The sequence below is a fragment of the Aquabacterium commune genome (assembly GCF_004362855.1).
Classification (GTDB): Bacteria; Pseudomonadota; Gammaproteobacteria; order Burkholderiales; family Burkholderiaceae_C; genus Aquabacterium; species Aquabacterium commune.
In genome coordinates, this window is sequence record NZ_SNXW01000001.1 from 171713 (window position 1) to 197743 (window position 26031).

Sequence of the window (26031 nt, forward strand, 5' to 3'; positions counted from 1 at the left end):
TGCGGCACTTGTCCCTGATCAGGGTGCGACCGCGTCAGCGGCCGTCAACGCCTGGAAATAGTTCAGGCTGCTGTAGCGCTCGGCGATGCGCTCTGCCAGGCGGGGCACTTCCTGCACGCCGTTGCGGTGCACGTAGGCGGCGTAGGCGGCCTTCAACTCGGCCAGCTTCTCGGGGTGCTGGGCGGCCAGGTCACGCTGCTCGGCACGGTCGTTCTTCAGGTTGTAGAGCTGCCAGTCGCCCGTGCCGAACGGCGGCACCGAGTACACGACCTTCCAATCTCCCTGCCGGTAGGCCTTCTGGCCGAACAGCTCCCAGCCCTTGTCGAAGCGCTCGCTCAGCTCGGTCACCTGGCCACTGAGCACGGGCAGCAGCGATCGCCCTTGCAGCGCGGGTGCAGGCTGTTGGCCGAGCTTCTCCGGGTAGGCCACACCGGCCAGTTGCAGCAGCGTGGGCGCGATGTCGGTGACGTGGCCCGGCACGCGCGAGACCCCACCCACGGCCCCACGCGGCTGCTTGCCCTTGGCCAGCGCGCTCGGGTAGCGCACGATGGTCGGCACCGTGGTGCCACCTTCGCGGCTGTAGCCCTTGAAGAGGCTGTAGGGCAAGGCACCGATCTGCGCCCAGTTCGGCCCATACGAGACGTAGGACGAGGCCTTGCCGATGTTGGCCAGGCGGTTGTCGCGCGGGATGGCCGAGGCGCGGTCGGCCACATTGGCGCCCTCCGCGCCGTTGTCCGAGATGAAGACGATGAGCGTGTTGTCGTACTGGCCCGAGGCCTTGAGCTGGCGGATGACCTTGCCGATGTTCTGGTCCATCACGTCCACCATGGCGGCATAAACGGCCATGCGGCGCGCCTCCTGCTTTTGCTGCGCCACGGTGAGCTTGCCCCAGTTCGGGAAGACGTTCAGCGCCGGGGCCGGCTGGAAGTCCTTGGGCAAGATGCCCAGCGACTTCTGGCGGGCGATGCGCTCGGCGCGCAAGGCGTCGTAGCCGGCCTCGTAGCGGTGCTCGTACTTGGCGATGGCATCGGCAGGCGCTTGCAGCGGCCAGTGCGGCGCGGTTAAGGTCAGGTAGGCGAAGAAGGGCTTGCCGTCGCCTTGCGTGGCTTGCAGGTAGGAGACCAGCTTGTCGGCGTAGAAGTTGCTCGAATAGAAGTCGGCCGGCACCGTCGTCAGGCGGCCGTCTTCCCGGTACAGCGGCTGCGCCGGGTCGATGCGCGTGTTCCAGGGTTGGGCCACGTGGTCATCGGCCCCACGCAGCAAGGCGAAGGATTTTTCGAAGCCACGGGCGGCCGGGCTGCGCTCCTCCGTCAGGCCCAGGTGCCACTTGCCGGCCATCAGCGTGTGGTAACCCGCCTGGCGCAGCAGCTGCGGGAAAGGCACGACGCGGTCGTTGAGGTAGCCCTCGTAGCCGGGCTTGCCCTGCTGCTCGGGCACGGTCAGCTCGGCCATGCTGCCGATGCCCGCGAGGTGGTGGTCCACGCCCGACAGCAACATCGAGCGCGTGGGCGAGCAGGTGGCGCCGCTGTGGAAGTCGGTCAGGCGCAGGCCCTCGCGCGCCAGGGCGTCGAGGTTCGGCGTGTCGATCTCTCCGCCAAAGGCGCCGATGTCGGAGAAGCCCAGGTCATCGGCCACGATGAGCAGGATGTTCGGGCGCGCGGTGGCGGCATGCGCGCTGGTGGCCAGCAGGGACGCTGCCGCGACGGCGGTCAGCCACTGTGCGCCCAGGCGCGTGAAGGTGGATTCGGTGGATGGCATGGGTGTCTGTCTTTGCAAGGATGGATGGAGGCCTCAACGCCGTGAGACCGTGCGAAAGCCCACATGGGACGTGGCCAGCGTGGCGTCCTGGACCTCGCGGGCCGCGGCGCGGTAGCGCACGCAGTAATCGGGTGAACACAGGAAAGAGCCGCCCTTGATGACGGTGCGGGCCTGCGCAGGCGCCTGGCGCAGCACGGCCGGGTCGCCATTGGCGTGGCTTTGCCGAGGGCGCACAGCGCCATCGCCCGAGGGGCTGGCGTCGGCATCGCGGGTCCACTCCCAGGCGTTGCCGATCATGTCGTACAGCCCCAAGGCATTGGGGGCGTAGCAGGCCACGGGCGCGATGCCGGCGTGGCCGTCTTCGGCGGTGTCCATGAGCGGGAAGCTGCCCTGCCAGTAGTTGGCCGAAGGGCGCCCGCTGGCATCGCGCGGGCCACCGTCCAGCCGGGCCTCAGCCTGGCGCAGGGTGCCACCTTTGGCGGCGAACTCCCACTCGGCTTCGGTGGGCAGGTCGCGACCCAGCCAGCGCGCATAGGCCAGCGCATCGGCCTGGGTCACCAGGCGCACGGGCTCGCGCTCTCGGCCCCGGATGTCGCTGGCCGGTCCGTCCGGGTGGCGCCAGTCGGCCCCTGGGACGATGCGCCACCAGGCCAGCGGGCGCTGGCGCAGCTCGGCCGCATCCGGGATGGCGAACACCGCGGCCTCGCCCTGCCGCTCCGCGTCGGTGACATGCCGGGTGGCCTGCACAAAGGCGGCGAACTGCGCGTTGGTGACCTCGGTGCGGTCGATCCAGAAACTGCCCACCTGGGCCTGTCGGACGCGCTCGTCGCGGTAGCCCTCGTCGCTGCCCATGGCGAAGCGCCCACCCTGCACACGGACCTGGCCCGCGTGCGGCGTGCGGGGCCAGCCCGAGGGCAGTTCGGGCAAGGGCGCACACGCCATCCTCGCTGCGCTCGCATCGCCCAGGCAGGCCGCCATGGCGAGCAGGCACCCCCAACCCAGCCCGGGTCTGAGCGCCCTCGCCGTCTTGCACCGCCTGCTCATGGACCAGCCCGCCCGTTCTGGCCGCGGGCGGCCAGGGCCTGCGCCTTGGCGATCTGCCCTTCGATGCTGGCACGCACCTCGGCATCGGCAGGCACGTTCTCCAGGATGCGGCGCCATTGGGCGATGGCCCGCGGGTAGTCGGCGCGCTCGTAGGCCGCACTGCCGGACAAGGCCAAGGCCTGCACGTGCTGGGGGTTGAGGCGCAATGCCCGGTTGAGCGCCTCTTCGGGCTCACCCGCCAGGCTTTGGCCCTGGCTCATGCCCAAGGTCACGGCGTAGTCGGTCAGCAGGTCGGGGTCATCGGGGGTCAGGGCCAGCAGGCGACGCCAGGCGTCCACGGCCTGGGGATAGCGTCCCAGCGTTTCGTAAGAACGCACCAGCATGCGCCAACCCGCCACGTCATCGGGCTGCTGCTGCAGGCGCTGCGCCAGGCGTGACACCATGCCCTCGATCTGGGCGGGGGTCATGCCACCAGCGGCATTGCCTGCCGGGCCCTGCCCGGTGCTGGGCCGCGCCTGGCTGGGCGCTGGACTGGACACGGCGCTGTCTGATGCGGTGGACGCCAGGACTTCCGCCGTCGGGTCAGGCTGCGACAGCAAGGCCGCTGGCGTGCCCACCATCGCGTACATGAACGCGGTGAAAAAGGCCAAGGCCGTGCCCAGGCCGATGGCCACGCCGCGCCGAGGCGCCACCGCCGCTTCAGCAGGGTCGTCGGGCACGGTGCGCCACAAAGGCCACACCACGAAAACAGCGGCCAGGCTCATCAAGGCCAGGGCTGCGAGCAAGAACGCGGTCATGTGGGGTCTCCTTCTTCTGGTCGGTGGCGCAGCAGTTGCCAGACCAAGACGCCCAGCCCGAGCGCCAGCAGCAGCAAGGGCCCACCCCACAGCCAGACCGTGGCGTTGTTGAGTGGCGGCCGGTACAGCACGAACTCGCCATAGCGCTGCACCATGAAGTCGCGGACCTGCTGGTCCGAAGCGCCGCGGGCCAGTTGCTGGCGCACCTCGCGCTTGAGCTGCATGGCCAGCTCGGCCTGGGAGTCGGCGATCGTCTGGTTCTGGCACACCAGGCAGCGCAGTTCTGCGCTCAGGCGCTGGGCGCGCTCGTCCAGACGGGCTTCGTGCGGGGCCAGGCTGTCGGGCCGAGGCTCGGCTGGCGCATCGGCGGCCTGTGCCCAGCTGACCAGCCAGCTGCACAGCACGGCCGCGAACAGCCCGTGCATCCATCGAGGGTGTTCACGCACCTTGCAGCTCCTGGATCAGCGGTTGCAGGGTGTTGCGCCAGACCTCCGGGGTGATGGGCCCGGAGAGCTTGTGGCGAACACGGCCTTGCTTGTCGATGACGAAGGTCTCCGGCACCCCGACCACGCCCAGGTCCAGGCCTGCACGGCCGTCCGGGTCGGTCACGGTCAGGCGGTAGGGGTCGCCTTGCCGGGCCAGCCAGGCGCGCCCCGCCTCGGCCTGGTCCTGGTAGTTGAACCCGATCAAGGGCACTTGGGCCTCGCGCGACAGGCCCATCAGCACAGGGTGTTCTTCCTTGCAAGAGGTGCACCACGACGCCCAGACATTGAGCAGCCACACCTGGCCTTTCATCTGCGCCGGGGCAAAGCGCGGGGCCTCGCCTGCGGCCAACTGGGGCAGCACGAAGGTGGGCAAGGCACGCCCGATCAGGGGCGACGGCAGCGCTTCGCTGTGGCCATGTTGCAGCCCGCGGGCCAGCATGAAGGCCAAGGCGGCGAACAAGGCCAAGGGCAGGCCGAAGCCCAGCAGGCGGCCGAGGGAAAGACGGGGGCGTGGCGCACTCATGGTTGGACGGGATGGGGAGAAGGGGCCCAAGCAGGGGCATGGCTGGAGGGGGTGTCGGACGAGGTCGTGGCAGGCCCCGTCCCCACTTGCGCTTGCTGGACCCGCTGCCGGTAGCGGCGGTCGGACGCTGCCAGGCCACCGCCCAAGGCCATCAACAGGCAACCGGCCCAGACCCAGCCCATGAAAGGCTTGACCTGCACGCGCACGCCCCAGGCGCCGTCCGGTGAGGCTTCACCGAGCGAGACGTAGAGGTCCCGCGTGAAGCCGCGGTCGATGGCGGCCTCCGTCATGGGCATGCGCTGCACGATGTACAGGCGCTTCTCGGGGTGCAGGGTGGCCACATGGCGCCCATCCCGCGTGACCTCGAAGGTGGCCCGCGCCGAGATGTAGTTGGCGCCCTTGCCCTTGGCCAGCGACGCGAAGTGGACATCGTGGCCCGCCACAACGACGTGGTCGCCCTCCTTCAGGCTGGCATCCTGCGCATGGTCGAAACCCTTGACCAGGGTGACGCCCGCCACGAACACGCCCACGCCCAGGTGGGCCGCGGCCATGCCCCACAGGCCCAGCGGCAAGGCCCGGGCGCGCGCAAGCCACGCGGTCTGACCGGGCACGGCCACCCAGCGGCGGCGCAGCAGTTGCAGTGTGCCCAGCACGATCCACAAGCTCAGCAGCAGGCCCAGGGCCACGCCCAGGGACGCACGCGCCACAACGGCCACCGCGCCCGCCAGTGCCACCGCAAGCAGGGCAGGTGCGCGCAAGGTCTGCCACGCCTGCGACCACGAGCCTCGCTGCCAGGCCACCACCGGGCCGAACACCATCAGCACCAACACGGGCACCATGAGGGGCACGAACACCGCCTCGAAGTACGGCGGCCCCACAGAGATTTTGCCCAGGCCGAAAGCATCGAGCGCCAGCGGGTACAGCGTGCCCAGCAGCACCGTGCCCGCCGTCACCAGCAAGAAGACGTTGTTGAGCAGCAGCAGGGATTCGCGCGACCAGGCTGCAAAGCGCACGCGTGGCACGTGGACACCATCGGCAGCATGGGGCGCCGCCACAGCCGAAGCGCGCCAGGCGTACAAGCCCAGAGAACCCCCGATCACCACCACCAGGAAAGCGAGGATGAACAGGCCCCGGCGCGGGTCGGACGCAAACGCATGCACCGACGACAACACGCCCGAGCGGACCAGGAAGGTGCCCAGCAGCGACAGCGAGAACGCGAGGATGGCCAGCAAGACCGTCCAGTGTTTGAAGCTGTCGCGCTTCTCGCTGACCGACAGCGAATGGACCAGTGCCGTGCCCACCAGCCAAGGCATGAAGGAGGCGTTTTCCACCGCGTCCCAGAACCACCAGCCGCCCCAGCCCAGCTCGTAATAGGCCCAGAAGCTGCCCAGCAAGATGCCCAGGGTAAGGAAGGCCCAGGCCGCCAAAGTCCAGGGCCGCGTCCAGCGGGCCCAGGTGGCGTCCAGCCGGCCCGAGATCAAGGCCGCGATGGCGAAGGCAAAGGCCACCGAGAAACCCACATAGCCCATGTAGAGCAAGGGCGGGTGGAAGACCATGCCCGGGTCTTGCAACAAGGGGTTGAGGTCGCGACCATCGGCGGGTGCGGGCAGGCTGCGGTCGAAGGGGTTGGACGTCAGCAGCGTGAAGCTCAGGAAGCCCACACCCACCAAGCCCAGCACGCCCAGCACACGGGCCACCACGTCTGGCGGCAATTGCCGACTGAAGCGTGCCACCGCCAGCGTCCAGCCGGCCAGCATCAACTGCCACAGCAGCAGGGAGCCCTCATGGCCGCCCCAGGTGGCCGCCACGCGGTAAGGCAGCGGCAACAGAGAGTTGGCGTTGTGGGCCACATAGGCCACCGAGAAATCCTTGACCACGAAAGCGTGCACCAGCAGCGCAAAGGCCAGCGCCACGAAGGCGAATTGCCCGGCCGCCAAAGGTCGAGCCAAGGCCATCCAGCGGGCGTCCTGACGCCAGGCACCCCACAGCGACAAGGTGCCCAGCAAGGCCGCCAGGCCCAGGGCCAGGATCAGCGCGATCTGTCCGAGTTCGGGCGTCATGGCTGTGCCCCCGATGCCTGAGCGCGTGCCGCTTGCGCCTGCTTCAGGGCGTGTTCGGCCTCTGGCGGCATGTAGTTCTCATCGTGCTTGGCCAGCACCTCGTCGGCCACGAAACGGCGATCGGCATCCAGGCGGCCTTGCGCAACCACGCCTTTGCCTTCCTGGAACAGGTCGGGCAGCAGGCCTTTGTACTGGACGGTCACGCGCTGGGCCATGTCGGTGACCACGAAGCTGTGCGTCAAACCATCGGACTGGCGCTTCAGGCTGCCCGCCTCGACCATGCCACCGATGCGAAAGCGCTTGGCGGCGGGCGCCTCACCCTGCGTGACCTGGGTGGGCGTGAAGAAAAACACCAGGTTCTGCTGAAAGGCCGACAGCACGAACCAGGCGCTCACGCCCAGGCTGAGCAAACCCAGCAGGACGAGGCCCAGGCGTTGGTGGCGGGGCTTCATGTGGGTATCTCCTGTGAGGGATGTGAGAGGTGTGAGAGATGTGAAGTGCGCGCCAGGCGCACCTCGGCCAGCGCGGCCCGCGTTTGCCGGGCGATGGCCCACCACTCCAGCGCGAGGGCGAGCAGCACGATGCCAAAGGAGCCCCACACGTACAGGCCGTAGCCCCCCATGGCAAGGAAGTTCTGCCAGCTGTGCCAGTTCATGCGCGTGCTCCTTGCCTTGCGTCCGAGACGTTGGCCAGATCGGCCACCCAGTCGGCGTGCTGTTCGCGCACCAACACGATGGCGCGCAGGCGCTGCAGCACAGCCGCCACGGCATAGGCCCACAACCCCACGGTGCACAACAACATGCCGGTCAACATCGACGAGGCCATGGTCGGTGCCGACTGCAGGCTGACCGATGCGCCCTGGTGCAGCGTGTTCCACCACTTCACCGAGAAATAGATGATGGGCACGTTGACCACGCCCACCACGGCCAGCAGCGCCCCCGCCTGGTCACCACGGCGCGGATCATCGATGGCCGATTGCAAGGCCATCACGCCGATGTACAGGAACAGCAAAATCAGCTCCGACGTCAGGCGGGCGTCCCACACCCACCAGGCGCCCCAGGTGGGCTTGCCCCACAGCGCGCCGGTCCACAGGGCCAGGAACGTGAACAAGGCGCCGGTGGGTGCCAGTGCACGGGCCAGCATGGCCGAGGCCCGCGTGTTGAGCACCCAGCCCAGCGCCGCCCAAAAGGCCATGGCCACGTAGATGACCATGGACAGCCAGGCCGCAGGCACGTGCACGAAGATGATGCGGTACGCCTCACCCTGCTGGTGGTCGGTCGGCGCCACGAAGAAGCCCACGTACAGCCCGGCCAAGGTGGTCAGCAAGGCCACCGCCAGCGCCCAGGGCACGATGCGCCCGGCCAGCGCATGGGCTTGGCGTGGTGATGCCAGCGACAGCCAGCGCTGCTGCCAGTTGGGCCTGTGGCTGCCAGCGTGCGGCTGCCGCGGTGAAGGAGAGGAAGGAGGGTAGGCCACGTTCATGGATCTCAAGGAAGGACGGCAGAGGCGGTGCGTTTCAATCGGCCGACAGGCGCAAGGCCATCGCCGCAGCCCAAGGCGCCAAGGCCAGGCTCGCGGCCAGCACGCCAGCCAGCAAGTGCAGGTGGGCCGAGGCGCCCTGCCCGCTGGCCTGCGCGCTCACGGCACCAGCCCCGAAGATCAGCACCGGGATGTAGAGCGGCAGCACCAGCAAGGCCACCAGCACACCGCCTCCGCGCAAGCCCAGCGTCAGCGCAGCGCCAATGGCACCGAGCAGGCTGAGCACCGGTGTGCCGAGCAGCAAGCTGGCAGCCAGCACGCCGATGGCATCCCAGGGCAGGTCGAACTGCAGCGCCAGCACAGGCGCCAGCAGCACCAGCGGCAGGCCGGCGCTCAGCCAGTGCGCCGTCACCTTGCCCAGCACGATGACGCTGAGCGGTTCGGGCGACAGCAGCATCTGCTCCAGCGTGCCGTCGGCGTGGTCGAGGGCAAACAAGCGCCCCAGCGACAGCAAGGTGGCCAGCAAGGCCGCCACCCACAGGATGCCGGGGGCCACCGTGCGCAAGGTCTCTCGCTCCGGGCCCACGCCCAAGGGGAACAGGCTGCTCACCATCAGGAAGAAGCCCAGCGAGGCGGCCACGTCCGACCGGCGCCGAAACGCCAGCAACAGGTCCCTTTGCAGCACGGTCCACCACACACGCCCCATCACGCCACCAACCCCGCGGGGTCTGCCTGCTCGGCGGCACCCAGGTGCCAGGTCTGCGCCTGGCGGGCGGGCACGCTCTGGTCCTGGTGCGTCGTGTAAATCAACATCGCGCCTTGCGCCAGGCGCTGCGCCAGCAAGGCCGTGAGCTGAGCCACAGAGGCGGTGTCCAGGGCATTGAAGGGTTCGTCCAGCACCAGCAGGCCGGGCGCACCGAGGTCCACGGGCAAGGCCAGTCGGGCCAGCACCGCGCGCCGCTTCTGGCCTTGCGACAAGGTGCGTGCCGGTGCCGCGGCGGTGCGCGGCCCCAGGCCCAGTGCCTGCAAGGCCTGCGCGGCTTGCGCATCGCTGCAAGGGCGCCCCGCCAGGGCCTGCGCCACGCGCAGGTTCTCCAGCGCACTGAGGTCGTCTTTGAGGCCCAGGGCATGGCCGATGTAGAGCAACTCGGACCGCAAAGCCGTGCCATCGCGGCGCACCGGCCGACCGCGCCATAGCAACTCGCCGGCCAGGGGCTCGATCAGGCCACAGAGCGTGCGCAACAGGGTGGACTTGCCGCTGCCGTTGCGCCCCGTCACGCGCAGGGATTCGCCTTCGCCCAGAGAGACACTCAGGTCACCGAACAAAGGGTGAGCACGAGCGTGGGGCCCTCGCCCTCCGACGAGGCCGATGGCCTGCAAAGTCATGTTTTCCTAACCGGGGTGTGGGTCTTTCAACAGCTGTGTGCACTGTATCGAGCAGCCCCTCTGGCACCAAGGAAGGATTCGGTAGATGCATATGCGTGCAGGCCGTCAACGCTGTTTCGGGTCACTGCACGCACAGGGTCAGGGCCTCACTTGGCCGCGAAGCAGTAGAAGTAGCCGGCGCCGCCGGTGCTCACCAGCTTGGGCTGGCTGCAGCCACGGCTGACGTGGGCCGAGTTCCACGACAGGGCCGTGTGCACGCCGCCGGTGCGGTCGAAGTGACCGACCTGCACGCCACCGTCTTCCGCGCTGCTCGTGTAGTTCTTGCAGGTGCGGTCGGTGAGCTCGTTGACGAAGGCGCGGCCATCGGGCTGCGAGCCGGTCAGGATGTCGTGCTCGTTGGGCGTGTCGCCCGCGCGCTTGACCGACTGGCCTTGCTCGGTCAGGGCGGTGGTCCAGTTCACGGCGTTGCCGATGCGGGACTCCTCCAGGTCATCACCGTGCAGGTGGCCCACGTTGCGGGCGATCAGGGCGCCCTTGACGTTGAACCACGGGCCGGTGCCGATGCGGTCGCGCGCGTGGATGGCGGGCTTGCCGTCCCAGGACTGGGTGCTCAGGTAAGCGCGCCAGGTCTTGTTGCCAGCGCCCACGGCCGCGGCCAGCTTCTGGCAGTGCGCATCGGCACCGGCCAGGCCGCCCAGGTCGGCACCCTTGCCCGAACCCACGCTGGTCACGAAGAAGCTGAAGGGGCCGACCTCGCGGTTGGCCGGCAGCGGGGCCGTGGCCGGTGCGGTGGCCTGGGCCAGGGCAGCGCCCGACAGGGCCAGCAGCGCCAGGCCGCTCAGGAGTTTGCGGTGTGCTTGCATCGCCTCAGTCCTTCTTGCGGTAGTCGTCATGGCAGGCCTTGCACGTGCCTTGCAGCTTGCCCAGCTGGGCCTTGACCGCGGCCACATCGCCCACGGCGGCGACCTTGGCCAGCTCGTTGGCTTCCTTGTTGAAGGCAGCGGCCACTTCCCCGGCTTTCTTGTCGGTGAACAGCTCGGGCTTGACGGTGGTTTCGTGCCAGCCCTTGCCGGTTTCGGTGCCCGGCGCAAAGAGCGCGCCCAGACCGGAGTTGGCCAGCGCGGCGATGGTGTTGGACGCCTTGATGACGTCTTCCTTGTTGTAGGTGCCGTCCACGTTGGCTTTGACGCGGCCGGTGTTCCAGGCCAGGACCTGGTAGGCCGACTGGCGCCACTTGATGAGTTGCTCGGGCTTGGGCGCCTGTTGTGCCACGGCGGTGCCGGCAGCGGCCACGGTGGCCACGGCCAGCGCAACGGCCAGCAGGGGTTTCAAACGCAGGTTCATGGTGTTTCCTTGGGGCTGGGGGTGGAGAGGGGATTCAGGTGCGCAGGTGCGCGTTGAAGAAGGCCACGGTGCGTTGCCAGGCCAGCGAAGCGGCAGCCGCGTCGTAGCGGGGCGTGGTGTCGTTGTGGAAGCCGTGCTGGGTGCCCGGGTAGGTGTGGGCCTCGTAGCGCACCTTGGCGGCCTTGAGGGCCGCCTCATAGGCTGGCCAGCCGGCGTTGATGCGCTCGTCGTTGGCGGCGTACTGCAGCAACAGCGGTGCGCGGATGCGGGCGGCGTCTTCCGCCGAGGGCTGTCCCCCGTAGAAGGGCACGGCCGCGCCCAGCTTGGGCAGTTGCGTGGCCAGGAAGTTCGACACGCTGCCGCCGTAGCAAAAGCCCACCGCACCCAACTGGCCATTGCCCTGCGGCAGGGCCTGGAGGTAGGCCGCGGCGGCCAGGAAGTCCTGGCGCGTCTTGGCCTGGTCCAGCTTGGGGAAGAGCTCGCGGGCCTTGTCTTCGTCGCCCGGGTAGCCGCCCAGGGGGAACAAGGCGTCGGGCGCGAACGCGATGAAGTTCTCCAGCGCCAGGCGCCGGGCCACGTCCTCGATGTGCGGGTTCAGCCCGCGGTTCTCGTGCACCACCAGCACCGTGGGCAGCTTGGCTTTGGCCTCGCTGGCGCCCACAGGCTGGACCAGGTAGCCGCGCACCGTGCCGTACCCCTGCGGCGAGGGGATCTCGACATGGCGCGCCAGCAGGCGGCTGTCGTCGCCCTTGACCTGCTGGGCGTGGGCGAAGTTGGGACTGAGCTCGGCCAGCAAGGCTTCGGCGGCCACGATGCCCGCCGTGTACTTCGCGGCCGACTGCAGGAAGCCACGCCGCTCCAGCAGGCCGTGGACGTACTGGTCGAACAGGCGCATGACTTCGGGCGGGTAGTCCGCGGCGGTCTTGCGCTTGGCTTGGGACGGCACCTTGCTGCTGGTGTTGCTGCCGGTGCGGGTGTGGCCACTGGACGGTGTGCTCATGTCGCTGTCTCCTCGGGATGGGCTCGGGATGGCTCAGGACTTCCGCGCTGCTGCCTTGGCACGCAGGTTCTGCACGATGTCCAGGGCCTGCTGCACGTTGGCATCGGGCGACACCCCACCGACGGTGGCGGCGATGCGGCCATCCGGCGTGACGATGAAGGTGGTGCGGTCGGTGCGGGCGTGGTCGATCTCGACGCCGCGCGTGTCCTTGCGGCCTGCAGGGATCTCGGTGACGCTCAGGTCAAATGCGCGCGCCACCTGGCCATCGGCGTCGGAGGCCACGGGGATCTTGCCGGCGCAGTACTGCGGGTCGGCCGAGAAATCGTTGAGGCGGGTGATGCTGTCCAGCGAGACGCCCACGATGGTGGCGCCCGCCGCCGCGAATTTCTCGACGTTGCTCGCAAACAGATGCGCCTGGATGTTGCAGCCGGCCGTGAAGGCAGAGGGGTAGAAGTACACCACCACCGGGCCTTTCTTGAGCGCGTCTTTGAGCGCGTAGTTGAAGGCCTTGCCCGCCTGGGAGGCCTGCAGCTTGAAGTCAGGGGCGGCGTCGCCTTCTTTGAGGGCGGCCTGCGCAGGCACGGCGCTCAGCAGGGCCGCAGCGGCCAGGCCAGCGGCAACGGTGTTCAGGAATCGGTTTGTCATCTGGGTGCTTTCAATGTGGGCATCACTGGCTGGCCAGGTGCGTGGCCAGGGCTTCGATTTCGGCGTCGGTCAAAGGTGCCAGGGCCTTGTTCATGACGCCATCGGGGCTGTTCTTGCGGTCGCCAGAGCGCCAGTCGCGCAACTGCTTGTCCAGGTAGCGCCATTCCTGGCCGGCAATGCGCGGGGCCAGTGCGGCCCCCTTGGCCTGATGGCTGTGGCAGCTGGCACAGGCCGGCACGCCGCGCGTGGCATCGCCTTGCTCATACAGACGCTGACCGATGGCCGAGGCGGCAGCCGCTTTCGGGTCGGGTTCGCCCTTCATCACCGGCAAGCTGGCGAAATAGGCCGAGATGTCGCGCACGTCCTCGTCGCTCACGCTGCGCGCCATGATGGCCATCTGGTCGTGCTTGCGCGCGCCGGATCGGAAGTCCTGCATCTGCTTGACGAGGTAAGCCGCGTCCTGGCCTGCCAGCTTGGCGAACTTGCCCTCGGGGCCGTTGGCATGGCCTGCGCCCTGTCCGTCGATGCCATGGCACTCCTGACAGCGCTCGCTGTCGATCTTCTCGCGCCCCAGCAGGGGGTTGCCTTGCTGAGGAGGGGTCGGGGGGGCACTCACTTTCGGCACCGCAGCAGCCTTTGCCGCCCACGCCGCCATGGGCCACACAGCGCCCCACACCGGCACGAACAACAGCACAGACAACACGGCACCCATCGTTTGGTTCACAACTTGGTTCGGCAAAACACACCCTCAGGACTTCTTGTAGAAGGTGTGGCAGGTGCGGCAGGTGCGCGACAAGGTCGTGGCCGAGTCAGACGCCGTGCCGAAATCCTTGGTCGCCACCGACTTGACGATGGCTTCGGACAACTCACGGCTCTTGCGCGACAGGTCCACGGCATCGGGCGCATCGCCCTTGGCCACGAAATGCGCCTCCACCTTGCCGAACAGCGCCTGCAACTCCTTGGCGTCCGAGGTGCTGCCGGGGGCGTTCTGCGTGGCGATGTTCGAGGCCAGGCTCTTGTTGGTGTCCTCGATGGTCTGCATCAGGTCCATGTCCAGCTCGGTGTCGGCGGCGCGAACGCCTCCGAACACCGCAGCCAGCAGGGCCAGCGCGACCCAGGTCTTGCGGGCTCCTTTCAGCATCAGGCCAGGATCTCCTTGATGACCTTGCCGTACACCACGGTCGGGCGCTCGGAACGGCCGTTGTGGATGAAGGTCGTCTTGAGGTGGTCCAGGCCCATCAGGTGCAGCACGGTGGCGTGCAAGTCGTAGGTGTCCACGGCTTTGTCCTTGTCGGCCACCTGCAGGCCCACCTCGTCGGTTTCACCGTAAGTGAAGCCGGCCTTGAGGCCACCACCGGCCATCCACTGCGTGTAGCCCCAGGGGTTGTGGTCGCGGCCGGTGCCGCTTTCGCCCCAGGAGGTGCGGCCGAACTCGGAGGTCCACACCACCAGCGTGCTGTCCAGCAGGCCGCGCTCCTTCAGGTCGTGCAGCAGGCCGGCGATGGGCTTGTCCACCATGCGGGCCATGACGGCGTGGTTGGCGTCCAGCTCGCTGTGGGCGTCCCAGCTCTGGCGGTCGATGTCCACGCCCTCGGGGAAGCCCGACACCACCTGCACGAAGCGCACGCCGCGCTCCACCAGGCGGCGGGCGCGCAGCAGCACCTCGCCATAGCTCTGGCTGGTCTTGTCGTTCAGGCCGTACAGCTCCTTCGTGGCGGCGCTTTCCTTGCCGATGTCCACCGCAGCGGGTGCGGCGGCCTGCATGCGGTCGGCCAGTTCATAGGACTGCAGGCGGGCCTTCAGCTCGGTGTCGTGCGGGTAGTGTTCGGCACCGATCAGGTTCAGGCGCTTGAGCAAATCCAGCGAGGTGCGCTGCTGCACGGCGTTGCGCAACTCGGGGCGCTCCAGGTAGAGGATGGGAGAGTCGCCGGGGCGGAAGGCCGTGCCCTGGTAGACGGCCGGCAGGAAGCCTGCGCTCCAGTTGACCGAACCGGCCGAAGGCTCGCGGTCGCCGTTGTAGAGCACCACGTAGGACGGCAGGTCGGGGTTGGCCGAGCCCAGGGCGTAGTTGATCCAGGCGCCCAGCGAGGGACGGCCCGGGTTCAGGTCACCCGTGTTGAGCTTGAGGATGGAAATGTCGTGGGTGGCGCCCACGGTGGTGCTGGACTTGATGAAGGTCAGCTTGTCGGCCTGGGTGGCCAGGTTGGGCAGCAGGTTGGAGAACCACGCACCGCTTTCGCCATGCTGCTTCCAGGTGCGTTCGTTGGACGCGTACAGCTTGCCCACGCCGCCCTGCGTGCTGGTCTTGATGCCCTTGAGGAAGGAGGCAGGCACCGGCTGGCCGGCCAGCTTCTGCAGGTCGGGCTTGTGGTCGTACAGGTCCAGCGTGGAAGGCGCGCCGTTCTGGTGCAACCAGATCACCGACTTGATCTTGGCGGGAAACTGCGGCGCCTTGGTCGCCAGCGGGTCCAGCAGCTCGGCCGCGGTGGCGGCACTGACGTGGCCGATGCCGGGGATGAAACCGCCCAGGGCGGCGCCACCCAGGCCCAGGCCGGCTTGGCGCAAAAAGGCGCGACGTTGATCGTTGCTCATGTGTGTTCCTTGTCTTCGTTCAATCGATGTGTTGAAAAAATCGGGCTCAGAACCGGTAGGCGAAGCTGTTCGAATTGGCCACCGTGTGCACCAGGTCCACGAAGGCGGCGGAGCGCACCGGGTCGTAGTTCTTGGTGTCCTTCAGGCCCTGGGGCACGGCCACTTCGAACTTGCCGGTGGCGACCTTCTGGCGGATGGCGATCTGCTGCTCGGCGAGGAACTGCTTGAGGGCAGCACGCTCGGTCTTGCTCGGGTCACGGGCGAACAGGATTTCGTACACGCGGCTGAGCTGGGCGTCTTCGCTCGGGCCGGCCTCGTTGATCACGCGGCCTGCCAGCGCCTGGCTCCAGTCAAAGACGACCTCGCTGTTGAAGAGCGTCAGGGCCTGCAGCGGCGTGGTCGTCACGTCCCGCTTGTGGTGCGGGTTGTTCGGGTTGGCCGGGTCGAAGTTCTGCGTGATGGGGTACGGGAAGCTGCGGCGCGTGAACACGTAGATGCTGCGGCGGTGCCAGTCTTCCTTGTTCTCCGACACCGTCCAGGCGCGGTTGCCATTGAAGTCTTGCGACTTCCCCACATCACCGACCTTCAGCACCGGCGGGAACACCGAGGGGCCACCGACCTTGTCCACCAGCAGGCCCGATGCGTAGAGCAGCGAGTCACGGATGACTTCGGCTTCCAGGCGCTTGCGGGGGTAAACCGCCAGCAGCTTGTTCTCCGGGTCGGCCTTGACCACCTCAGCGCGCTCATCGGAAGCCTGGCGGTAGGTCGCCGACAGCAGGATCTCGCGGTGCAACTTCTTGACGCTCCAGCCGTTCGCCACGAAGCGCGAAGCCAGGTGGTCCAGCAACTCGGGGTTCGTGGGCTTCTGGCCAGCCCGACCGAAGTCGGCCACGGTCGGCACGATGCCCTTGTCGAAGTACTGGGCCCACACGCGGTTGGCGTACACGCGGGCGGTCAGTGGGTTGCTGTCGCTGCTCAGCCACTGGGCCAGCGCGCTGCGGCGACCCGAAGACTTGTCCGTCGGCGTGATGGCGACCTCACCCTTGCCCCCCCACAGCGCCGGGATGCCCGGGTTCACCGCTTCCAGCGGACGCTCATGGATGCCACCGAAGCGCACATGGGTGGCCGGCACCTCCTTGTTCGTCAGCTCGAAAGCCGTGGTCAGCCAGGTGCTGCCTTTGGCGGGCTTGAGCTTGTCGAACTTCTTGAGCTCGGCCTGCAGGGCCTGGTACTGCTTCCACTTCTCGACGTTGTCGGGATTGTGGTCGGTGCGGTCCTTCTCCTCGGCGGTGTTGCGCAGGTACTGGACGATTTCGTTGTCGGACGCCACGGCCTGCTTGCGCCAGTTCACCCACTTGTCAAGCGCGGTCCACTCGCCTTCGGGCTTGAAGATGGCGGCGCGGCTGTCGTCAAGGTAGCGCTCGTTGTAGTACTTGCGACCGGCCTCGCGCACGGTGTCCAGGATGGCTTTCTGCTTGGCGCGGATGTCCTTGGTGGCGTCCTGGTAGGCGGCCTGGGCCTTGAGGAACTCCTTGTCGTATTCGGTCTCGGTGCCTTGGGCCAACGGCGTCTTCTCGTTGAAGGCGGTGTTGGCGAAGAAGGCCTGCAGCTGGAAGTACTCCTTCTGGCTGACGCGGTCCGACTTGTGGTTGTGGCAACGGGCGCAACCGATGGTGCTGGACAGGAAGGTCTCACCGACCAGGTCGGTCATGTCGGTTTCGATCTGGTACTTGCGCTGCACCAGGTCGCGTGAGTTGAAGTTGTCGGGGTAGCCGGCCAGGAAGCCAGTGGCGACGCGCGCCTCCTGGCTGTCAGGCCACAGTTCGTCACCCGCAACCTGCTCCTGGATGAAGCGCGAGAAGGGCTTGTCCTGGTTGAAGGCGTTGATGACGTAGTCGCGGTAACGCCAGTTGTTCGGGCGCGTGTTGTCGTTCTGGAAGCCGGTGCTGTCGGCGTAGCGGGCCAGGTCCAGCCAGCGGCGGGCCTGACGCTCGCCGAAGTGGTGCGACGCCAGCAGGCGGTCCACCAGGTTCTCGTAGGCCTTGGGCGACTTGTCGTTGACGAAGGCCTTGATCTCCTCCGGCGTGGGCAGCAGGCCCCAGGCGTCCAGGGTGGCGCGACGGATGAAGGTGGCGCGATCGGCTTCAGCCGACGGCTTCAGCCCAGCGGCTTCCTGTTGGGCCAACACGAAGGCGTCGACGGGCGAGCGCACCCACTTGCCGTTCTTGACCTGGGGAACCACCGGCGCCTTGACTGCCTGGTAGGGGCTCCAGCGCGCAGACGTGGCAGATGTGGATTTGGTCGAAGGCTCGGCCTGCTGGGTTTCGGCGGCATGCAGAGAAACAGCCACGAGACCGGCAGCGGCAGAAACAAGCCACTTCTTATTCATTTTCAAGCCCTCCAGATGCGATACGCGAAAAAATCATTTGCTTGCTTTCTTGGGATATATCCAATAACCAAAACCCGGCCCGACACTTCATGGCAACAGCACGCCAACTGCCTGGATGCATCGGATGCAGGGTCAGGCAAACGCAAATGTTGTGCCAAATCACCCATGGATTTCACACGAAAGCTGTATAGACGTAAGTTATTGATTTAAATACTTATTTTCAAAAGTCATGTGCACATGAGATCCCCTCATGGCGTCATCAGAAGGCACCTGACAGTCGGGAAAGTTGAATCCCCAACACATGAGATGCTGAAAAATCACCGCCACGCTTTGCATAAATCAACACAAGCCTCTCAAAACCCCTGAATTCACCCGCAAACCGGCTGGCACAAACCCTGCAATAGATTGGATTCTCAAAAAATTCCAGACAGCCATCGACACAGGAGTTATCAAGGTGCCTTTCCAGAAAAAAACACAGGTGGCCATCGCGGCGCTGATCGCGCTGAGCAGCGTCACCGCCCAAGCCCAGTCCAGCAACAACGAGGTGCAATCCCTCAAGAACACGGTCGAAGAGCTTCGCCGCCAAGTTGAAGAGTTGCGCGGCCTGGTCAAGCAGGGCCCTGCCAGCACGGCTGCACCTGCCGCACCGGCCGAAGGTGAGAGCCAGGAGAGCATCGATGCACGCACATCGGCCTCCAAGGCCGACATCCAAGGCTTGCGCACCGACCTGGAGAACTACAAGTACGACCAGTCACGACTGCAGGAACGCAACATCCCCAGCGTGCTGCGCAACACCCGCATTGGCGGCAGCGTCACCCTGGGCTATGACAAGCGCAGCCCAGCCTTCCAGGTCGGCGACAGCCAGACCACGGCAGCCACCGCTGGCGCACCCGGTGAGCCCCGCAAGAACGGCTTCAGAGCGCCCAGCGTGGCGTTGAACTTCGCGGGCAACCTCTACCGCGACTATGCCGAAGGCAAGAACCTGACTTACAGAGTCGCCCTGAGCGTGGCCTCGACCGGAACCAACGCCACCAACAACTCACAGGTCAACCTGACAGATGCCTGGGCCCGCTACAGCTTCCAGCCGGCCACCGGCAACTTGGAAGACCCGATTGGCACCATCACCCTCGGCCAGCAGGCCGTTCCCTTCGGCTTGGACGCGCCCGCGCTCGACCCCGAAGTCCGTGCCGTGATCAACAACGCCTTGTTTGTCAGCGGCCTGGGCCTGGCCGACCGCCAGGTCGGCCTGCTGGTGCAAGGCGACTACGACCCCTACGTCGACTTCACCAACAACTACCGCGCGCCGCTGCTGCAGTACTCGCTGGGCTTCTTCAACGGCAACGGCCCCAACAAGAACGACAACAACTCCAACCGCGACTGGATTGCCCGCGTGGCCTACACCTTGCCGGTGGACTACACGAGTTGGCTGCGCCAACTGCAGTTCGGTGTGTCGTACTACAAGCGCAACCCGACGATCGCCACCAGTGCCAGCCCCACGGCTTTGGCCACATCGCTGACAGGCCGCAGCGGCGAGCAAAGCATCCGCGGCTTTGACATCAACTGGACCCACCTGCCCTTCTCAATCGCCTACGAATGGGCCTACGGCAAAACCGAGATCGGCCCGGGCGTCGCGGCAACGGCCACGACACCCGCTGGGCTCACCCTGGCTCAATCGCGCCTGATCAACCCTGACGACTTCAAGCGCGGCGTCGGTCAGTACATCAACCTGGGCTACACCTTTGGTGAGCAGTTCCTGGCCAGCTCGCGCAACCAGGGCAAGTTCGACGACTTCTGGCCCACCTCTTTCCAGGCCTTCGTTCGCGCCGACACCTTCGACCCCAACCGCGCCGACAAGTCACGCAAAGACCGCCAGTTCCGCACCACGCTGGGCCTGAACGTGTTCTTCGCCGAAACCACCCGCTTCCAGATCAATTACTTCAAGGACCGCAACCAGAACGGCGTGGACGCCCTCTTGCCCAACACCACGACCGTGGGCAAGCGGCAAAACGGCGTCCAGGCCCAGCTCGTCGCTGCCTTCTGATCACCTCACATCACCGGAGTCCAACAACATGAAACGCCGTTCATTCAACACCCTCCTGACCTCTGGCCTGGCTGCGCCCGCCCTGATCGGCCTGTCCACTGGCACCGCACGCGCACAAGCGGGCGGCAAGCCCACCACCATCCGCATCGGCTTCCCCGGCGCAGGCACCGGTGGCCGCCCCTTGCCCACCTCCGGCTTCACCGCCAACGTCGTCTTCCGTGGCGACCTGGAGCAAGAGTTCGCCGCCGAAGGCATCAAGATCGAATGGAAGTACTACGTGGGCGCCGGCCCGGCCTTGAACGAGGCGTATGCCAACGGCCTGCTCGACTTCTGCTTCGGCCACGGTGATTTGCCGCTGATCGTGGGCCGCTCCACCGGTCTGAAGCACAAAATCCTGCTGTCCTCGGGTCGCGGCGGCGACGTGTACTTCATCACCCCGGCAGCTTCGAGCGCCAAGAGCCTGTCCGACCTGCAAGGCAAGACCTTGTCGGTGCAGAAGGGAACCGCTGGCCAGCTGACGCTGTACCGCTTCCTGGACAAGTACGGCTTCAAGGAACCCGAAAAGCAGTTCCGCATCATCAGCCAGATCCGCGACGACCGCGTGGCCGCGCTCTCCACGGGCGACGTGCACGGCGCCATCGAAACGCCCTTCGGCCTGGAAGCCCGCGGTGTGGCCAAGCGTCTGGCCGAGATCTACGACGAACCCATCATCAACCGCCCTGGCTCCCTCTGGGTCGGTGAAGCCTTCGAGCAGAAGTACCCCGATCTGGTGCAGCGCATCGTCAACCGCGTGGTCAAGACAGCCCACTGGAGCACGCTGGAAGCCAACCGCGAGACCCAGTACCAGTACTGGACCCGCTCGGGCGTGAACACCTACATCGACAACAAGCGCGTGTGGGACCGCACCAAGGACCTGCGCTCGCGCCACAACCCGCTGCTGGACGACTACTACACCGCGTCCATCCAGCGCTCCATCGACGAGATCAAGGGCTACCGCCTGTCTCGCCGCGAGGTGAGCCTGGAAGGTTGGATCGAGCCCAAGTACCTCAACAACGCATTGCGCGAGCAGAAGCTGGAGACGTACTGGCCCACCCAGGACGCCACCGGCAAGTTCGTCCGCACCTGACCCCAGCCTGACACCCGCGTTCCCAGGAGATTCCCACCATGGCCGTGTCCAGCGATGACATCGCGATCTTTCCGCCAGAGCCCACAGCCGCGTCTGCGCTGCCGCTCCAGCGGAGCTTCCCCCAGCCTCAGGCAGTACCGGCTTCGGCCAAGGCCTGGCGGCAACGCATCGCCGACGGCGCGACCTGGCTGGCAAGTTCCCTCGGGACCGCGGCCCTGGGCCTGATCCTGCCTGCCCTGCTTTACGCCCTGTGGTGGACGGCCGCCGACCGCCACTGGATCGCAGAGCAGATCTTGCCGTCACCCGCGTTCGTCTGGGAGTCTCTCGGCATCGTTTGGGAGAGCGGTGAGCTGCAGGTGCACGTCGGGCACAGCGCCCGGCGTGCGGCCCTGAGCTTGCTGATCGGTGGCAGCTTCGGCCTGTTGCTGGGCTTTGCCATGGGCCTGTCGGAACGCGCGAAGGCCTTTGTCTTCCCGACCTTCAATGCCCTGGCCCAGTTGCCCGTGCTGGGCTGGATCCCGTTGCTGATCATTTTCGTCGGCATCGACGAGGGGTTGAAGCTCTCGGCCATCTCGATCGCCGTGGTGGTGCCCGTGGCACTGAGCACACTCAACGGCATCGCCAACATCCCAGGCGCTCTGCTGGAGGTGGGCCGCGTGTACCAGTTCGGTGCCTGGCAGACGCTCACCCGCATCGTGCTGCCGGCCACCACGCCCGCGCTCTTCACCGGCCTGCGCCAGGGTGTGATGCAGGCCTGGCTGACCACCATCTTCGTGGAGCTGCTGTCTTCCAGCGAGGGTCTGGGCTTCTTCATGTCCTACAGCCGATCGCTCAGCCAGATCGACATGGTCATCGTGTCCATGTTCGCCATCGGCGTGCTCGGCATCGTGATCGAGCTGGCTTTGCGCCTGATCGAGTCCCGCCTGCAAGGCTGGCGCCGCAACGCCTTCTGATCGCTTTCACGACCGCAACGACCATGCCCAACACCACCACGAATAACACACCACGCTTCGCTTGGCGTGGCTGGGTGCTGCCCACCGCCTTCATCGCCCTGTGGTTCACCGCCACCCAACTGCATTGGGTCAACACCCGCTTGATCGTGCCGCCGCAAGGCGTCGTGACCACCGCCATCCACGAACTGCAGCAGGCCTCGTTCTACGCGGGCGTGGCGCAAAGCCTGTGGCGCGACCTGTCGGGCTTTGCCATCGGCGCGCTGGCCGGCGTGGCCGTCGGCACGCTCATCGGTGTGTCCAGGCTGGCCGACAAGCTCATCGGACCGACCTTCCACACCCTGCGTCAGATCTCGCTGTTCGCCTGGCTGCCGTTGCTGTCGGCCATCTTGGGCACCGGTGATGGGGCCAAGGTCATCTTCATCGCGTTCTCGGCGTTTTACCCGGTCGTGCTGGGCACGCTCGAAGGCGTCAAGGGCGTGACGCAGGCACACGCGGAGGTGGCACGGGTTTACCGCTTCACAGCCTGGCAAACGCTGCGCCGGCTGGTGTGGCCGGCTGCGGCTCCGCAGATCCTGGGCGGCTTGCGCCTGGGCCTGATCTACGCCTGGCTGGCCACCATCGGTGCGGAGTTCCTGCTGGTCAACGACGGCCACGGCATCGGCAACATCGTCTTCAAGGGTCGCAGTGCCTTCAACGTCGAACTGATCCTCTTCGGCCTGCTGGCCATCGGCACCGTCGGCGTGGTCTTCAACCGCTTGGCCACCCTGGCAGAAGCCCGCTTGCTGCATTGGCGCGCCCCGCAACGCCGCTGAGCTTCGACGCTGCCCCCCTCTCTTTTGTCACGCACCGCTTTTTTTTCAAAGGAGCCTCTCATGTCCCACGCAGGCACCATCGACATCCAGCAACTTCACAAGCAGTACGAGGTCAAGGGCCAGCCCTTGAAGGTGCTGCAAGACATCAACCTCTCGATCCGGCCGGGCGAGTTCATCAGCATCGTCGGCTCCAGCGGCTGCGGCAAATCCACGCTGCTTCGCTTGCTGATCGGCCTGGAGTCGGGCTACAGCGGCAAGTTGCTGCTGGACGGCAAACCCATCCAGGGCACCAGCCTGGAGCGCGGCATCGTGTTCCAGGAGCACCGCCTGTTCCCCTGGTTGAACGTCGAGCAGAACGTCGCACTGGGCCTGCTGAACGCACCCGGCACCCAGGCCGAGAAAGACCGCAGCGTCAAGGAGCACATCGCGCTCGTGGGCCTCAAAGGCTTCGAGACGGCCTACCCCTACCAGCTCTCTGGCGGGATGTCGCAGCGTGTGGCCATCGCGCGCGCCTTGGTCAACCGCCCCGAGGTGCTGCTGCTCGATGAGCCCTTCGGCGCACTCGACGCCCTGACACGCACCCGCCTGCAACAGGAGTTGCAACGCATCTGGCAGGCCGAGGGCATCACGGCCGTTCTGGTCACCCACGACGTGGAAGAAGCCGTTTACCTGGGCGACCGCATCGTGGTGATGGAGCCCCGGCCAGGCCGCATCAAGCGCATCGTCGATGTGTCGCTGGCACGTCCGCGTGACCGCGCCAGCGCCGAGTTCGTCGCCATCAAGGACGACGTGCTCAGTGAGTTCAACCACGAAATCAACCACGCCACGGTGGCGGAACGGCTGGCGCGATCCAGCGACCCGTTGGCCGCTTGAGGCGCATCTCCCCACACGCTGTCATCACTTTCGCTGTCATCACTTCACATTTTTCTTTCCATCTTCCAACGCCATGCACCGCTTCCAACACACCGCCATCGCCCTGCTGTCCACCGCCGCCATGAGCCTGCCCGCCATGGCGCAGAACGCGCCTGCGGCTCCCGCTGCAGCCACATCGACGACAACGACCAGCACCTATGTGGCCCCGCCCTGGACCTACAAGACCCAGCAGCTCAGCCGCAACGACGTGGACAAGCTGCTGGGCAACCCCAAGAAGCTGCTGATCATCGACGTGCGCCGCCCGGACGAGCTCACCAAGAACGGCAGCTTCCCCGTCTACCTCAGCGTGCAGATCAAGGACCTGCCCGAGGCGCTGGAGTACATCCCCAAGGACCGCGTGATCCTGACCGTTTCGAACCGTGCTCACCGCGCTGGCGCAGCCGGTGATCTGCTGAGCAGCAAGGGCTACAAGGTGGCCGGTGCCGTCGGCTCGCTGGACTACGCCGAAGCCGGTGGCAGCATCGCCAAGATCACGCCGCCGCCCGCACCGGCTGCCTCGGCCGCCACTGCCTCGGCGTCCAGCCCCGTCGCTTCGCGATGAGCCGCAGCACCCTGTCCGGTGACGCGCTCACCCACCGGGTGCGCGTCTGGGATGCCCCTTTGCGGGCCTTCCACTGGTTGCTGTTGGCCGCCGTGGCCGCGGCCATCGCCACCGGCCTGCTGGGCGGTGAATGGATGGTCTGGCATGGCCGCGCTGGCATCGCCATCGTGGGCCTGATCGCCTTTCGCCTGGCCTGGGGGTTGCTGGGATCGGAGACAGCGCGCTTCGCGCAGTTCCTGCCGGGTCCCGGCGCCTTGCTGGCCCACCTGCGAGGTCGCTGGCAAGGCATCGGGCACAACCCGCTGGGGGCCTTGTCCGTGGTGGCCCTGCTGGGCCTGCTGGCTGCACAGGTCGGCACGGGCTTGTTCAGCAACGATGACATCGCTTTCGCCGGCCCGCTCTCTGCCCGGGTGGACGAGGAACTCGTTCAGAGCCTGACCGGGTGGCACCATCGCCTGGTCAACGGTCTGTACGCACTGATCGCCCTGCACGTGGGCGCCATCGGCTTCTACGCCGCGGTCAAGCGCGTGCGACTGGTGCCGGCGATGGTGACGGGTTGGCAAGAGGTGCCGCGCAGCCAGCTGGGCCCTCGCCCAGCCCATGCCGGAGCCTTTGCCGTCGCGCTGTGCCTCGGTCTGTTGGCAGCCTATGCCGCCAGTGGCGAATGGCAGACCCTTTGGCAAGGCCCCGCCCCATCGACGTCGAACGCGACATCGACATCCGATGCAAGCTCTCAGGCTGCGCAGCCCGCCAGCGATGGGGCATCGGCTGCCTCGGGCACCGCCACAGCGGCGCCTGCCTGGTGAGTGAACATCGTCAAGCAGCGTGACCCAAGGGCAAAGCGGCTTTGCCTTTCCAGGTGAAGCCGCTTTGGTGCGCGCGACGGTGACCAATGCGAGGCAGCCGTCAAGCGATCGATGCCGACGAAGCACCCGCTTCTGCCACATCCGGCTGCAAATCATCCCCTTGCAGCAAGCCGTGGCGCTTGAGCTGGGTGCGCATCATGTTGCGGGTGATGCCCAACAAGCGCGCGGCGCGCACCTGGTTGCTGCCCGCATGGGCAAAGGCTGCATGGACCAGGGTCGATTCGACTGTGTCGAACAAATCTGGCCAACCCGAATCCAGCAACGCCTGGCAAGCCGAATGCAGCAAGGCCAGACCCGCAGACGCAGCGGACGCGCCGGCAACCTCGGCAACGCCAGAGACCGGCATCGGTGCGCTCGCCGGGGAGCGGTCGTTCGCATCTGCCGTTCCGCCAGAACCCAGCCCGCCCACACGCAACACCGAGGCATCGGCGGCTTGTGCGGGCCGGTTGGTCAAGGGCAGCAGCCGGATGTCCTGAGGCTCGATGGTGTGATCGCGGCAGACGATGAGGGCGTAGTGGATGACGTTTTCCAGCTCGCGGATGTTGCCCGGCCAGCTGTACTGCGTGAGCGCGTCTTGCGCCGCCTCGCTGACGGCCACATCTCCCAAGTGGAGCCGGCTGCGATAAACCGAAATGAAATGCCGCACCAAGGGCAGGATGTCGGCGGGGCGCTCGCGCAGCGGCGGCAGGCGCACGCTGGCCACGCTCAAGCGGTAGTACAGGTCAGCGCGGAAGTGCTGGGCCTCGACGGCCCGCGCCAGGTCGATGTTGGTCGCGGCCACCAGGCGCACGTCCAGCGGGATGCCGCGGCGCGAGCCCAGGCGCACCACCTGGCGCTCCTGCAAAACACGCAACAGCTTGACCTGCAAACCCAGCGGCAAGTCCCCGATTTCATCGAGGAACAAGGTGCCACCGTTGGCGGCTTCGAACCAGCCCGCGCGGGCATGCGAAGCGCCCGTGAAGGCGCCGGACTCGTGCCCGAACAGCTCGGCGTCGATCAGCGTCTCGCTGAAAGCACCGCAGTTCACCGCGACGAACGGCCCGGTGCGGCCACTGACGGCGTGGATGTGCCGCGCGATCAACTCCTTGCCCGTGCCGGTTTCCCCGGTGACCAGCACGGTAGCTTCACTGCGGGCGATGCGCTCGACATCGCGCAGCAGCTGAAGCGATGCGGGGTCATGGAAGACCAGCGCCTTGGCGCGGATCGACAGCGAGGAGGCCGACGATTCGGGCAGGGTCAGCAAACGTTCTGGCATCC

The 26031-nt window shown here is 66.9% G+C and carries 27 protein-coding genes; 7 read left to right on the plus strand and 20 right to left on the minus strand.

All coding sequences use genetic code 11. The features are described from left to right. Positions 1–18: 18 nt before the first annotated feature. The 19 genes from EV672_RS00800 to EV672_RS00890 form a co-directional block, all read right to left on the minus strand. A complete protein-coding gene (locus tag EV672_RS00800) occupies positions 19–1758 on the minus strand; it encodes an arylsulfatase (RefSeq protein WP_133605692.1) in 1740 nt (579 codons plus the stop codon). Positions 1759–1791: 33 nt separating this feature from the next. Continuing rightward, positions 1792–2736 carry a formylglycine-generating enzyme family protein gene (locus tag EV672_RS00805; RefSeq protein ID WP_243738442.1) on the minus strand — a complete coding sequence of 315 codons (945 nt, stop codon included), beginning with the start codon at positions 2734–2736 and terminating at the stop codon, positions 1792–1794. A 62-nt stretch (positions 2737–2798) separates the two neighbouring features. Further along, entirely contained in the window at positions 2799–3599 is an 801-nt protein-coding gene (locus EV672_RS00810; RefSeq protein ID WP_133605694.1) for a tetratricopeptide repeat protein, read from the minus strand. Continuing rightward, on the minus strand, positions 3596–4045 hold the full coding sequence (locus EV672_RS00815) for a cytochrome c-type biogenesis protein (RefSeq protein ID WP_243738443.1): 450 nt from the start codon (positions 4043–4045) through the stop codon (positions 3596–3598). Before EV672_RS00815 ends, EV672_RS00810 begins: the two co-directional genes overlap by 4 nt. Then, the gene (locus EV672_RS00820; protein WP_243738444.1) at positions 4038–4607 is read right to left on the minus strand and encodes a DsbE family thiol:disulfide interchange protein; all 570 of its coding nucleotides are present in this window, start codon (positions 4605–4607) and stop codon (positions 4038–4040) included. The genes EV672_RS00815 and EV672_RS00820 overlap by 8 nt, the downstream gene beginning before the upstream one ends. Further along, a complete protein-coding gene (locus EV672_RS00825) occupies positions 4604–6667 on the minus strand; it encodes a heme lyase CcmF/NrfE family subunit (RefSeq protein WP_133605695.1) in 2064 nt (687 codons plus the stop codon). Before EV672_RS00825 ends, EV672_RS00820 begins: the two co-directional genes overlap by 4 nt. Then, a complete protein-coding gene (gene ccmE, locus EV672_RS00830; RefSeq protein ID WP_133605696.1) occupies positions 6664–7119 on the minus strand; it encodes a cytochrome c maturation protein CcmE in 456 nt (151 codons plus the stop codon). Before ccmE ends, EV672_RS00825 begins: the two co-directional genes overlap by 4 nt. Further along, complete coding sequence (gene ccmD / locus EV672_RS00835; protein ID WP_133605697.1) at positions 7116–7322, minus strand: heme exporter protein CcmD; 207 nt, start codon at positions 7320–7322, stop codon at positions 7116–7118. Before ccmD ends, ccmE begins: the two co-directional genes overlap by 4 nt. Then, positions 7319–8149 carry a heme ABC transporter permease CcmC gene (gene ccmC / locus EV672_RS00840; RefSeq protein ID WP_133605698.1) on the minus strand — a complete coding sequence of 277 codons (831 nt, stop codon included), beginning with the start codon at positions 8147–8149 and terminating at the stop codon, positions 7319–7321. Before ccmC ends, ccmD begins: the two co-directional genes overlap by 4 nt. 34 nt (positions 8150–8183) lie before the next feature. Then, positions 8184–8852: a heme exporter protein CcmB gene (ccmB, locus tag EV672_RS00845; RefSeq protein WP_133605699.1), complete on the minus strand. Its 669-nt coding sequence runs from the start codon at positions 8850–8852 to the stop codon at positions 8184–8186. Next, entirely contained in the window at positions 8852–9532 is a 681-nt protein-coding gene (ccmA, locus tag EV672_RS00850) for a heme ABC exporter ATP-binding protein CcmA (RefSeq protein ID WP_133605700.1), read from the minus strand. The genes ccmB and ccmA overlap by 1 nt, the downstream gene beginning before the upstream one ends. A 146-nt stretch (positions 9533–9678) precedes the next feature. Further along, the gene (locus EV672_RS00855) at positions 9679–10395 is read right to left on the minus strand and encodes a lectin (protein ID WP_133605701.1); all 717 of its coding nucleotides are present in this window, start codon (positions 10393–10395) and stop codon (positions 9679–9681) included. Between the two features lie 4 nt (positions 10396–10399). Then, complete coding sequence (locus EV672_RS00860; RefSeq protein WP_133605702.1) at positions 10400–10876, minus strand: c-type cytochrome; 477 nt, start codon at positions 10874–10876, stop codon at positions 10400–10402. A gap of 34 nt (positions 10877–10910) precedes the next feature. After that, entirely contained in the window at positions 10911–11876 is a 966-nt protein-coding gene (locus EV672_RS00865; RefSeq protein WP_133605703.1) for a dienelactone hydrolase family protein, read from the minus strand. A 33-nt stretch (positions 11877–11909) separates the two neighbouring features. Further along, positions 11910–12521 carry a peroxiredoxin gene (locus EV672_RS00870; protein ID WP_133605704.1) on the minus strand — a complete coding sequence of 204 codons (612 nt, stop codon included), beginning with the start codon at positions 12519–12521 and terminating at the stop codon, positions 11910–11912. 22 nt (positions 12522–12543) lie between these two features. Continuing rightward, positions 12544–13137: a c-type cytochrome gene (locus tag EV672_RS00875; RefSeq protein WP_243738445.1), complete on the minus strand. Its 594-nt coding sequence runs from the start codon at positions 13135–13137 to the stop codon at positions 12544–12546. Positions 13138–13269: 132 nt separating this feature from the next. Continuing rightward, positions 13270–13662 (minus strand): hypothetical protein, encoded by a 393-nt coding sequence (locus EV672_RS00880; RefSeq protein WP_133605705.1) that lies wholly within the window; start codon positions 13660–13662, stop codon positions 13270–13272. After that, the gene (locus EV672_RS00885) at positions 13662–15113 is read right to left on the minus strand and encodes a DUF1501 domain-containing protein (RefSeq protein WP_133605706.1); all 1452 of its coding nucleotides are present in this window, start codon (positions 15111–15113) and stop codon (positions 13662–13664) included. The genes EV672_RS00880 and EV672_RS00885 overlap by 1 nt, the downstream gene beginning before the upstream one ends. 46 nt (positions 15114–15159) lie before the next feature. Then, on the minus strand, positions 15160–17502 hold the full coding sequence (locus tag EV672_RS00890; RefSeq protein ID WP_133605707.1) for a DUF1549 and DUF1553 domain-containing protein: 2343 nt from the start codon (positions 17500–17502) through the stop codon (positions 15160–15162). A gap of 454 nt (positions 17503–17956) precedes the next feature. Between EV672_RS00890 and EV672_RS00895 the strand changes: the two genes are divergently transcribed. From EV672_RS00895 to EV672_RS00925, 7 genes are all read left to right on the plus strand, one after another. Continuing rightward, the gene (locus tag EV672_RS00895; protein WP_133605708.1) at positions 17957–19543 is read left to right on the plus strand and encodes a porin; all 1587 of its coding nucleotides are present in this window, start codon (positions 17957–17959) and stop codon (positions 19541–19543) included. Between the two features lie 28 nt (positions 19544–19571). Next, entirely contained in the window at positions 19572–20669 is a 1098-nt protein-coding gene (locus tag EV672_RS00900; protein ID WP_133605709.1) for an ABC transporter substrate-binding protein, read from the plus strand. 38 nt (positions 20670–20707) lie between these two features. Then, entirely contained in the window at positions 20708–21622 is a 915-nt protein-coding gene (locus tag EV672_RS00905; protein ID WP_133605710.1) for an ABC transporter permease, read from the plus strand. Positions 21623–21645: 23 nt separating this feature from the next. Continuing rightward, on the plus strand, positions 21646–22434 hold the full coding sequence (locus EV672_RS00910; protein WP_133605711.1) for an ABC transporter permease: 789 nt from the start codon (positions 21646–21648) through the stop codon (positions 22432–22434). Between the two features lie 60 nt (positions 22435–22494). Next, the gene (locus EV672_RS00915) at positions 22495–23307 is read left to right on the plus strand and encodes an ABC transporter ATP-binding protein (protein WP_133605712.1); all 813 of its coding nucleotides are present in this window, start codon (positions 22495–22497) and stop codon (positions 23305–23307) included. 73 nt (positions 23308–23380) lie between these two features. Further along, positions 23381–23908 (plus strand): rhodanese-like domain-containing protein, encoded by a 528-nt coding sequence (locus EV672_RS00920; RefSeq protein ID WP_133605713.1) that lies wholly within the window; start codon positions 23381–23383, stop codon positions 23906–23908. Beyond that, positions 23905–24714, plus strand: coding sequence for a cytochrome b/b6 domain-containing protein (locus EV672_RS00925; RefSeq protein ID WP_133605714.1), 810 nt, complete (start codon positions 23905–23907; stop codon positions 24712–24714). The genes EV672_RS00920 and EV672_RS00925 overlap by 4 nt, the downstream gene beginning before the upstream one ends. 100 nt (positions 24715–24814) lie before the next feature. Here EV672_RS00925 and EV672_RS00930 read toward each other — a convergent pair whose 3' ends face one another. After that, the gene (locus tag EV672_RS00930; protein ID WP_133605715.1) at positions 24815–26029 is read right to left on the minus strand and encodes a sigma-54 interaction domain-containing protein; all 1215 of its coding nucleotides are present in this window, start codon (positions 26027–26029) and stop codon (positions 24815–24817) included. Between the last annotated feature and the right edge of the window lie 2 nt (positions 26030–26031).